The organism is Lishizhenia sp. (assembly GCF_057456495.1).
Map to the genome: position 1 here is coordinate 1 of NZ_JBVCPV010000093.1, position 11,336 is coordinate 11,336.

Sequence of the window (11,336 nt, forward strand, 5' to 3'; positions counted from 1 at the left end):
ACAAAATGCGCAACTCTCCTTGTGCCTTTGTCAATTCTTCACTTGAAAAACTTTCTATATCCAAACCTCTGTATACCTCTCCAGTAAAAACAGTCGCTGCAGGTTTCACATTATCATTGAGTGTATTTGGCTTTTCCCAGGCTTGATAGCGTTGGTAATTCAACTCCCCCAAATCTTTAGATATATGCATCATTTTCTCAAACTTTTTGGCAGAAAATTTACCCAACTTATTTGCCAAGTAATCTGCCTCTTCTAGAAATTGAGGAATTGTCTGAAATGGAGTATCAACATTTCTATTATAGTCTAAGGACTTTGCCGGAGAGATTAATATTTTCATCTTTTATAAACTTTGCCAACAAAAATAACAAGTCATTTAGTATCTCCTAAACCCAAACCCAAGGATTTCTATCTTTGTAGCATGGAGGATAAAGATTACATGCAATTGGCCATCAATTTGGCTAAAAAAGGAGGTCGAAACGCCGCTCCAAACCCTATGGTTGGTTCTGTCATCGTGTACGAAGATAAAATCATAGGACAAGGATACCACCAAAAATGCGGAGAAGCTCATGCCGAAGTGAATGCCGTAAACAGTGTAGAAGATAAATCTTTACTCCCCCACGCTACTATTTATGTAAGCTTAGAACCCTGCGCGCACTATGGAAAAACTCCACCTTGTGCTGATTTAATCGTAAAATCGAAATTCAAACGTTGCGTTATTGCCTGTACAGATCCTTTCTCTGAAGTTTCAGGAAAAGGAATTCAACGTATCAAGGATGCTGGAATTGAAACAACGGTGGGAGTTCTAGAAAATGAAGCGCTGGAATTAAACAAACGCTTTTTTACTTATCACCAAAAACAACGTCCATATGTAATATTAAAATGGGCACAAAGTAAAGATGGTTTCATGGATATAGATAGAAGTGAAAACCAAAAAGGAGTTTATTGGATTACCCAACCTGAAACGAAAAAAGTGGTACATCAATGGCGCGCTGAGGAGCAAGCTATTTTAGTAGGCTGGAAAACCATTGCCAATGATAACGCGAGTTTAACAGTTCGCGAAGTACAAGGTGAAAACCCCGTTCGTTTCATTATTGATCCGCAACTTTCTATCCCTAAAACGGCACAAATCTTTCTAGACGGTGTACCAACCATAATCTATACGCAAAAAGAAAACACAAATCTACCTTCACACATTGCCTTAAAACAATTAGACAATATCAGTGTTGAAGCAATACTTAAAGACCTCTATGAACGCAAAATGCTTTCTGTCTTTATAGAGGGAGGTGCATATACGCTTCAAGCGTTTATAGCTTCAAGACTTTGGGATGAAGCTAGAATACTTACTGGAGATACAAGCCTAATTAAAGGTCAACCAGCACCTCGAATAAAGGGTAAAACCGTAAGTAAAACTCATTTGGGTAAAGATGAAATTCATATACTCTATAAAGAAGAAAATCGTTAAAAAACTTTCCCCTTAAATGAGTAGTTGTTTGATATTTAGATAAAAACGGTCATTCACGGAGTTTTGTGAATAAAGGGGCATATTTTTTTTGAAACAAGCATTTCAATTTCGAATACTTATATTACTTTTGTTGCTTAATAGAAAGGTGAATGCAAAACATACAGGAAACGGTAAAAGATATTTTTTCTGCCTATCTTGAAAAAAACGGTCACAGGAAAACTCCTGAACGCTTCGCCATACTCGCAGAAGTTTACGGTTACGATGGTCATTTCGACATAGAATCACTCTATATCAAAATGAAAAATCAAAACTACCGTGTATCTCGAGCAACACTCTACAATACCATAGAATTATTACTGGCGTGTAACTTAGTACGTAAACATCAATTTGGGAAGAACATTGCTCAATTTGAGAAAGCGCATGGTTATAAGCAGCACGACCACATGATTTGCACGGATACAGGAGAGGTTATCGAATTCTGTGATCCACGTATTCAGGCTATCAAGGCAACGGTTGAGGAAGTATTTGGTGTAAAAATTCAACACCACTCGCTCTACTTCTACGGTGTCAAGAATTCAGAATCAGAAGAAACAGAAGAACAATAGTGAACATCATTCACAAAATAGAAACGGCCTCTAAGGGGGTGCTTATTCTTTTTTTACAAGGAAGGATGTTGAGCAACGAAAACTTTGACGAATTGCTCGCAGCTATTGATAAAGGAATGAATGATGAAAATAAAAACTTCATCATTAATCTCGAAGAGCTCACTCATTTAAACAGTAGTGGTTTAAACACTTTGTTAAAATGTTTTACAAAAGTGAGAAGCGCAGGTGGAGAACTTGTTTTAACGCAAGTCAATTCACACATCGAGAACATATTTGAAATATCGAAATTAAAATCAATTTTTAATATTTGTGCGTCCACAAGGGAAGCACTTAATTTTTTAAATGCACAAGAGGCATGAAGGTAGATGTACTTTTAGGATTACAATGGGGAGACGAAGGTAAAGGAAAGATAGTAGACGTTCTTACCCCAAAATATGATATCATTGCTCGTTTTCAGGGTGGTCCAAATGCAGGTCACACATTAGAATTCGAAGGTATCAAACACGTATTACACACTATTCCATCTGGAATCTTTAGAGAAGATACTTTAAACTTAGTGGGTAATGGAGTGGTAATAGACCCTGTGATCTTCCAAAAAGAGTTAGAAAAATTAGCTCCTTTCAATATCAACATTAAAGAACGTTTGATATTATCTAAAAAGGCACACTTAATTTTACCGACACACAGATTATTAGATGCTGCATCGGAATCTGCAAAAGGAAAGAATAAAATCGGTTCTACCCTTAAAGGAATTGGTCCAACTTACATGGACAAAACAGGTAGAAATGGATTGAGAGTTGGAGATATTTTCATGTCTAACTTCCAAGAAAAATACGAAGCACTTAAGGCCAAGCACGTTGAATTGTTGAACCACCACGAAGGGTTCGAATACAACATCGAAGAGTTAGAGCCAGCTTTCTTTGAAGGAATTGAAGTATTGAGAGGATTAACGGCTGTTGATTCTGAGCAATTCATCAATGACGCATTGAAATCAGGTAAATCTATCTTAGCTGAAGGTGCACAAGGAACTTTGTTAGATATTGACTTTGGAACTTACCCATTCGTTACTTCATCAAACACAGTTACTGCTGGTACTTGTACTGGTTTAGGAGTTGCTCCAACAAGAATCGGAGACGTAATTGGTATCTTTAAAGCTTACTGTACACGTGTTGGTTCTGGACCATTCCCTACTGAATTACACGACGAAGTTGGAGAGAAAATCAGAAAAGACGGATTCGAATTTGGAGCTACTACAGGTAGACCACGAAGATGTGGATGGATAGATCTTCCAGCGTTGCGTTATGCAATCATGATCAATGGTGTTTCTGAATTATCAATGATGAAGGCAGATGTATTGGACAACTTTGAAACTATTCAGGTTTGTACACATTACATCATCGACGGTAAACAAGTAGATTACTTACCTTTCGATATTGACGGTGTTGAAATTACTCCTGTTTACAAGGAAATTAAAGGATGGAACACAGATTTAACAAAACTTACATCAATGGATGATGCTCCACAAGCACTTCTTGATTATATTTCATACTTAGAAAAAGAACTTGAAGTTCCAATTGCAACAGTTTCAGTTGGTCCGGATAGAAGCCAAACTTTGGATAATAGAAAATAAGAGTGATATTCTTTAAAAACATATTAAAAATTGCGCTTGTCATGAGCGCAATTTTTTTGGTTAATACAACAGGTCTTGCTCAACGTAATTATCAAGAACTTGTAAAAAATGCCAACATCATCTTACTCGATGAGGCAGGTGAAACTGTGTTTTTAAAAGGAAACGTAGTTTTTGAACACGAAAACACAAAGATGTTTTGTGATTCTGCACGCTACTACATTAAATCAGATCGCTTTAAAGCCTACTCAAGAGTTAACATCAACAAAAAAGATACTTTAAACCTCTTTTGTGACTCTTTACATTACAGCCTTGAAAGTGAAATAGCGCAGCTTTATGGGAACGTTAGAGTTCGAGACAGCGAATACAAACTCACCACTGATTCGCTAGAGTACGACGTTAAAAAGAGTGCTGGTATTTATAGAAATGGTGGGAAAATCACCTCAATTCTCAGCAATGAAGTATTGAGTTCTGACATTGGTTATTTCTTTCCAAACTCTAAAAACTTCACTTTTAGTAGAAATGTTATTTATCAAAGTAATGACTACAAGGTTACTACTGACACTTTGCGTTTTAACGGTTATAATAAAATTGCCTATTTCTACGGTCCCACAAAAATAACCGCAACCGAAACGGAAATGTACTGTGAAAAAGGATGGTACGACGCTAAGAATGAAGAAGGCGTTTTAGAAGGACATGCGTACATAGTTGATAAAAAAACAAATATTTCTGCCGATAGTCTTTACTACTCAAAACTAGATAGCATATCTGAAGCGAAAGGAAATGTTATCATCAAAGACACTACAGAGAAAGTTGAATTTTGGGGAGACTTTGCCAGAAGCGATGAAAAGCAACGCCTCGCCTATCTAGCAGGACATGCTTCGGTAGTGAGCTATAAAGAGAAGGATAGCACTTTTATTTTTGCAGATAGTTTATTCAATTATATGGATAGCCTACAAAAAAGTGAATTGATCTTAGCTTACCACAATGTTGTAGTGATACAAAATGATGTACAAGGTATTTGCGATTCACTGAGTATGAACCAAAAAGACAGCGTGCTCCACCTCTACCATAACCCCATGTTATGGTCAGACAAAACGCAAATGTCTGCAGACACACTTGTTGTGCATCAAAAGAATTATAAGATAGATCACATAGAATTGCTGCAAAGAGCAGTTATTGTAAATGAGGTCGAAGACAGCCTTAACTACTACAACCAAGTAGGAGGTAAAACAATGCATGCTTATTTTAGAAATGATACGTTAAGATACGCCAATGTAAATGGAAATGCACAAACGGTTTACTACGTTGAAAAGGAAACTAAAACAGACTCACTTGAAGTGGTCGAAAGAAGTGGAATGGCCAGAATTTACAGTAGCAATATTACCTTATACTTTGAAAAACAAGAATTAAGACGAATTGCCTACCGTCAAAATCCTGATGGTGTTGTTTACCCCCTGAACAAAATCAAGTCTAAAGAAATGAATGTGCAAGGCTTTGAATGGAAGCCAGAACTTCGTCCAAAAAACTGGACAACCTACTCTATTTTTGTGAAATAATCGTTTTTTAAACGATTTATTCAACATACTTCCGTATATTTATAGTGCATTAATAATCAACTATTTATATAGTTATTAATGTACTAAACTTGATACAAATACTTTTTACAAACTAAACGCTTACCCCTTTTACGACTAAAGGATAATTACGGGTATGTAATTACGCGCATTACGTAACTTAAAACTTTAGTTTTGAAAAAAGTGTTATTTATAGTTCTTGGAACTATTTTTATCAATTTTGTGAAGGCTCAGTCTTTCACAAACCCGAACTTATTAGGAAACAGTGCTAATAGCTTGGCAGCTCTTCCAACAGGATGGTTAAACATTCCTGCTACAGATCAAAATTGTGACGTCACTCTGAACTTTCAAGGTTTGGGCGACACTCCTGATCTTACAACTCTGAACGGTCCCATGCCTCAGATAGGTATTGTGGGTACCCCAAAAAATGGTTCATCATTTATTTCAGGTGTTAAAGGAGATAACTTTCACGAAGGTATAATGCAAACTGTAAATGGGTTGATACCTGGTAACGTGTACCAAGTTAGTTTCTACCAATCCGTAGTTAAACAAGAGAACTGTAGAGACACCTCAGGCGCTTGGAGCGTATATCTAGACAACAATCTTTTATTAACAACGGCTATTTCATCAAGTCAATTGGCTTATAATGACATTAATTTAAACTGGGAATATAGAGAACTAAGCTTTACAGCAACATCAAGTTCACATACCTTAAAATTCCTACCTTTTGATGATGACCAAAATGGTGACATCTACAGCCAAGGAATTGACGCTGCATTGCGCATGGGGATAGATCAAATCAACATGGAAGAATTAGTTATCCCGACCTATTACATGGATACTACTTTATGTAGCTCCTTGTCCTACACAATATCCTTTAACATCCCTAACGCAACCTATTCATGGGAAAATAATGATACCACAAGCACAAGAACGATTTCGAATGATGGTATTTATACAGTAGAGATCACTACACCGGATTCTATTTATAGAAATACCTATTCCGTTTCATTTTTCAACCCAACGCAAACACTTTTACCTGAAGATACCAGTATATGTTTTGGAGACACCCTAAGAATAGATTCTCCTCAAAACATTTATCCCTATCAATGGCATGATGCCAGCAACCTTCCTTATTATGATGTAACAGAAAATGAATTGGTAACCTACACACTATCTCAAGATCAATGTACATTCACAGATTCATTGTTCGTAGATGTTGTGAAATTAGATTATTCATCCATTGGAGATACTACCATTTGTATAGGAGATAGTTTAACTTTTGACTTGAACCCACAATACACGTACACCTTAGAACAGCAAACAATAATAAACAATGTAACCATTAATCAAGTAGGTACTTACTTATTAGAAATCAACGGACAAGGTTGCACTTCTTATGATACCTTAAATGTAAGTTACCTCCCCCCCTTGCATGTAGAATTAGGAAATGACACCTCTATTTGCATGAATGAAACATACATGCTAATTCCTACCACTAATCATTCAGAAACAACATATGAATGGTCTACAGGTAGTAATGCTGAGGCTTTATATATATCAGAAGAAGGGTATTACTCCTTAGAAGCAACCAATTGTTGCGAAAGTGTAGTAGAAGAGATTTACATAAGCACACATAGCTGTGAGGCTTTAGTATTTGCCCCAAATACATTTACTCCAAACGGAGACAGATTGAACAATTACTTCAAATTTGAAAGCGAAGCTGCTTTTAGTCGTTTCGAATGGAAAGTTTACAACAGATGGGGACAAGAAATCTTCCAAGGCAATAGTATAGATGATTATTGGGATGGAAATTTCAACAATGAACTTTGCAAAGACGGAACTTATATATGGAAACTAACATACAGCCCTCTTAATTCATCATTTGTAGAACAATTATCGGGAAGTCTATTGATTATTAAATAATCGCTCTTACCGTAAAACAAGTGTAGGATGATCCCTAATCATCCTCACTTGTTATTTCTATTTTTGCCACCCAAAAAAAGCTCCCCCCCCTCCAGCATAACAACACGCAAAAAATACTTCTAATTTCAAAAGACTTAAAACTGTCTTTAAACGAAAAAAAATCACTTTTCTACACGAAATTTTAATCCAAAATTATTAAGCGTTCGTATGTATTTGTTATTCGTAAAAACGGTCATCCCAAAGACAAAAATACCCATATAACAACCTAACAAACAACAAGATACATTCATCTAAAAATAAGAGTCATTCACATAAAAAGCGGCTAAAAACCCCACCAAGTTACTATGTTTGCAGAGCGTATTTAAAAATATATAAGCTTTGATAAGAACATTTATTTTGTTGCTTTTAACGGTTTCCTCTTTTACAATTTTAGCTCAGAATTTTGCTAACCCCAATTTCAATGGTGCGGCAAGTTCAATGCTTTCTGTATTACCTCAGTCTTGGCAAAATGTTCCGGCATCAGATCCTGTATGTCAAGTCTCCATCAGTTACCAAGGTTTGGGTGATACTCCTGATATGACAAACATATACGGCCCTATGTCGAATACAGGGATTGTGGGAACCCCAAATATGGGTGATAATTTCATTTCTGGAGTGAGGGGAAATAATTTTCACGAAGGAATAATGCAAACAGTAAGTGGGTTTATTCCGGGTAATCAATATAAAATAACATTTTATCAAGCTGTTGTTAAACAAGAGAATTGTTTAGACACAACAGGTGCTTGGAGTGTTTATATGGATACCACTTTAGTCGGAATATCCGCATTAACTACAAGTCACTTGGCATACAATGATCCACTATTGAACTGGGAAGAGCGGGAGATCTTTTTTGTGGCTACGCAAAGCTCACATACGTTCAAATTCCTTCCTTATGATGACGATACAAACTTGAATATTACATCTTACGAATTAAATGCTGCCTTACGCATGGGGATAGATCAATTCGAATTAACTGAAGTAACCTACCCTACTTATTATTACGACACTACCTATTGTTCTGTAGGAAACTATAACATAAGTCTAAATTATCCCAATGCAACTTATTTGTGGGATGACAATTCAACAGGAAACACCAAGCTTGTTCATACTTCAGGTATACACACGGTAGAAGTAACTACACCAGATTCTACTTTTTACAATCAATATGAAGTTAAAATTTTCGAGCCTTCATTAGCTACATTACCAAATGATACCGTAATGTGCCTAGGAGATACACTACTCTTGCACTCTCCGCAAAATTCATATCCTTATTATTGGCAAAACGGTTCAACCTCATCAAGTATAGAAGTCTACAACACGCAGGAGGTGGAGTATACAATGTATCATAATCAATGTAGTTCAACTGCAAAAATGACCGTTACTGTTGCCCCTGTTCCTCAAATCAATTTGAATGATACCAATCTTTGTTACAACGAATATTTTACCACAAACTTAAATCCGAATTATGCTTATACCTGGAATGATGGTAGTCAAACAAATAATTACAGCATTAACAGCAGTGGCTCATATACTGTTGAAGTAAGCAACGGTTTTTGTGCATCAACTGAAACATTTAATGTGCATATTGTAGACAGTTTATCTTTTGAAGGGTTTACAGACACTAATTTATGTTTTGGAGAGGAAGTTGTATTTTCTGCTCCACAAGGAGATTTTGACGCTGTTTGGAATGATGGAAGTACCGGTAACTTAATTGTTAATCAAAGTGGAATCTACACCCTAAATTTGAGTAACGCTTGTCAGAGTAAAGACTTCCCTGTTCATGTAAACGTAAGTCCCGAAATAATACTTTCTCTCGGAAATGATACAACGCTTTGCCCTGATGAAACTATTATTTTAAGTCCCCAAAGTAATGTTACGGGAACTTATACTTGGCAGGATGGAAATAATAACTCTGAGTACGCTGTTAACGCTCCTGGAATCTACACTTTAACCTTGGACCATCATGGTTGTTCGGTAACAGATACTCTTGAAGTAAACTACACCGCCCCTTTGAACATTAACCTAGGAAATGATACGAGTATTTGTAGTTTATCTCAACTTCAGCTCACAGCTTCAACAGAAGAAAGTTGGAATTATTCGTGGTCGGAAGGAAGTACTGAAAATAGTCTATGGGTAACAGAAAGTGGATACTACGCTGTATCGGTATCAAATTCATGTGAAAGTACTACGGATGAAATTTATGTACTTGTTGAAGATTGTCAGACCAATGTATTTGCCCCAAATACTTTTACACCAAATGGAGATAGACATAACAATACATTTCAATTCATAAGTGAAGATGATTTCGATCGCTTTGAATGGCAAATTTACAACCATTGGGGAGAATTGATTTTTACAGGAAACAGTAAAGATGATGTATGGGATGGTAGCTACCATAACCAAATATGCCCAGACGGAAGTTATGTATGGAAATTAACCTACAGTGTTTCCGGCTCGGCATATGTTGAACAAAAAACAGGGACCATTACCCTGCTTTCATAATTACTTACTTTGATGATTAGCCATTACTTCCTCGTATAAATCTTCATACATTGGCAATATAGCGTCAAGTGAGAATTTTCCTGCTTGTGTTTTGGCATTGGCTTTAAACTTAGCCAGTACCTCATCATTTTCTAAAATCTCAATCCCATAACGGGCCATTTCGTCTATATCTCCTACATTTGTGAGGTACCCAGAAAAACCGTGCTCATTAACTTCAGGAATACCTCCGGTGTTAGAACTCACTACGGGAACATTTGCTGCCATCGCTTCCAATGCAGCTAAACCAAAACTTTCTGTTTGAGAAGGAAGTAAAAATAAATCAGCTAATCCAACAACATGACTCGTATCCCTTACTTTACCTACTGTAATTACACGATCACATGTTCCTAATTCTCTGCATAACTTCTCTACGTTAAAACGCTCTGGCCCATCTCCTACAAGCAATAAACGAGAAGGAATCTTTTCATTAATCTTCTTAAAAGTCCTAACAACGTCTTCTACCCTCTTTACCTTTCTGAAGTTAGAGACGTGGCATATGATACGCTCATTGTCTTGGGCATATCTTCTTCTGATCTCTAAATTGAAATCTTTGCTGTATTCCTCAACACAAATAAAGTTAGGGATAACATGAATTTTTCTATTCGTATCAAAATGCTCGTATGTATCCTTTTTCAAGCTTTCAGATACCGCTGTTACTGCATCCGATTGATTCAAACAGAAGGTAATTACAGGTTCAAAAGAAGGATCCTTTCCAACAAGAGTGATATCTGTACCGTGCAACGTGGTAATGAAAGGAATATCAATTCCTTTCGTTTGTAAAATTTGTTGTGCCATGAAGGCTGCCGAAGCATGCGGAATGGCATAGTGCACATGCAATAGGTCTAACTCCTCGTGGGTCACAACATCCACCAACTTACTTGCAAGTTCTGTTTCATAAGGCTGATATTCAAATAGCGGATAATCACTTACAGCAACCTCGTGGTAATAAATATTTTCTCTAAACGACCCTAACCTTACCGGTTGAGAGTATGTTATAAAATGAATTTCATGTCCTTTTCGGGCCAAAGCTTTACCTAATTCTGTAGCTACAACTCCACTTCCCCCGAAGGTTGGATATAACACTATACCTATTTTCATATATCTTTTCTACTAAGTATCAATCTTTTACAATTCAGCAGCGTTTACCGCCTCGTAAATAATGCGTTGAATCTCTGTTCTTATATCCATATTGATCAACTTCCTATTCTCTGCATCAGGGTAAACTCTGTTGGATAAAAATACATAGTTTATCCCATTAAAAGGGTCCGCCCACGACAAAGTGCCCGTAAATCCACTATGCCCAAAACTTTCTAAAGAAACCAAGTTACAGGTCGGACCACCGTTTAAATCTCTTACTGGTTTATCAAATCCTGCTCCCCTTCTATTGGTCGGACAAAACTGGCAAGCTGTATACTTTTTCACAACATCTTCGTTCACAAATCTTTGCCCGGCATATTCACCTCCATTTAAAAACATTTGCATGATTGCAGCCAAATCTGTTGCGTTAGAAAACAAACCTGCATGACCACCTACACCTCCCAGCATAGCAGCCCCTTGAT

At 36.7% G+C, this 11,336-nt stretch carries 10 protein-coding genes; 7 read left to right on the forward strand and 3 right to left on the reverse strand.

Features of this window, described 5'->3' with window-relative positions; genetic code table 11:
• A partial coding sequence (yaaA, locus tag AC22ZQ_RS08105; protein WP_318958279.1) for a peroxide stress protein YaaA occupies positions 1–337 on the reverse strand: 337 nt, incomplete at its 3' end.
• 81 nt (positions 338–418) lie between these two features.
• Here yaaA and ribD point away from each other — a divergent pair.
• From ribD to AC22ZQ_RS08140, 7 genes are all read left to right on the forward strand, one after another.
• Positions 419–1,462 (forward strand): bifunctional diaminohydroxyphosphoribosylaminopyrimidine deaminase/5-amino-6-(5-phosphoribosylamino)uracil reductase RibD, encoded by a 1,044-nt coding sequence (gene ribD / locus AC22ZQ_RS08110; protein ID WP_318958280.1) that lies wholly within the window; start codon positions 419–421, stop codon positions 1,460–1,462.
• A 149-nt stretch (positions 1,463–1,611) separates the two neighbouring features.
• Positions 1,612–2,067: a Fur family transcriptional regulator gene (locus tag AC22ZQ_RS08115; protein WP_090246712.1), complete on the forward strand. Its 456-nt coding sequence runs from the start codon at positions 1,612–1,614 to the stop codon at positions 2,065–2,067.
• Positions 2,067–2,426, forward strand: a complete 360-nt coding sequence (locus tag AC22ZQ_RS08120) for an STAS domain-containing protein (RefSeq protein ID WP_318958281.1) — start codon at positions 2,067–2,069, stop codon at positions 2,424–2,426. The genes AC22ZQ_RS08115 and AC22ZQ_RS08120 overlap by 1 nt, the downstream gene beginning before the upstream one ends.
• Positions 2,423–3,697 (forward strand): adenylosuccinate synthase, encoded by a 1,275-nt coding sequence (locus AC22ZQ_RS08125; protein ID WP_318958282.1) that lies wholly within the window; start codon positions 2,423–2,425, stop codon positions 3,695–3,697. The genes AC22ZQ_RS08120 and AC22ZQ_RS08125 overlap by 4 nt, the downstream gene beginning before the upstream one ends.
• Positions 3,698–3,738: 41 nt before the next feature.
• Positions 3,739–5,253 (forward strand): OstA-like protein, encoded by a 1,515-nt coding sequence (locus tag AC22ZQ_RS08130; protein ID WP_318958283.1) that lies wholly within the window; start codon positions 3,739–3,741, stop codon positions 5,251–5,253.
• A 201-nt stretch (positions 5,254–5,454) separates the two neighbouring features.
• Entirely contained in the window at positions 5,455–7,197 is a 1,743-nt protein-coding gene (locus AC22ZQ_RS08135; protein ID WP_318958287.1) for a T9SS type B sorting domain-containing protein, read from the forward strand.
• Positions 7,198–7,575: 378 nt separating this feature from the next.
• The gene (locus tag AC22ZQ_RS08140; RefSeq protein ID WP_318958284.1) at positions 7,576–9,738 is read left to right on the forward strand and encodes a T9SS type B sorting domain-containing protein; all 2,163 of its coding nucleotides are present in this window, start codon (positions 7,576–7,578) and stop codon (positions 9,736–9,738) included.
• Here AC22ZQ_RS08140 and bshA read toward each other — a convergent pair whose 3' ends face one another.
• Together bshA and AC22ZQ_RS08150 are read right to left on the reverse strand one after the other, a co-directional pair.
• Positions 9,739–10,875 carry an N-acetyl-alpha-D-glucosaminyl L-malate synthase BshA gene (gene bshA, locus AC22ZQ_RS08145; RefSeq protein WP_318958285.1) on the reverse strand — a complete coding sequence of 379 codons (1,137 nt, stop codon included), beginning with the start codon at positions 10,873–10,875 and terminating at the stop codon, positions 9,739–9,741.
• A 27-nt stretch (positions 10,876–10,902) separates the two neighbouring features.
• The coding region (locus AC22ZQ_RS08150) for a serine hydrolase domain-containing protein (RefSeq protein WP_318958286.1) at positions 10,903–11,336 on the reverse strand (434 nt) is incomplete at its 5' end.

Coding starts and splice junctions, on each gene's coding strand:
- ribD (WP_318958280.1), top strand. CDS start 419: ATGGAGGATAAAGATTACATGCAATTGGCCATCAATTTGGCTAAAAAA.
- AC22ZQ_RS08115 (WP_090246712.1), top strand. CDS start 1,612: ATGCAAAACATACAGGAAACGGTAAAAGATATTTTTTCTGCCTATCTT.
- bshA (WP_318958285.1), bottom strand. CDS start 10,875: ATGAAAATAGGTATAGTGTTATATCCAACCTTCGGGGGAAGTGGAGTT.
- AC22ZQ_RS08130 (WP_318958283.1), top strand. CDS start 3,739: ATGAGCGCAATTTTTTTGGTTAATACAACAGGTCTTGCTCAACGTAAT.
- AC22ZQ_RS08125 (WP_318958282.1), top strand. CDS start 2,423: ATGAAGGTAGATGTACTTTTAGGATTACAATGGGGAGACGAAGGTAAA.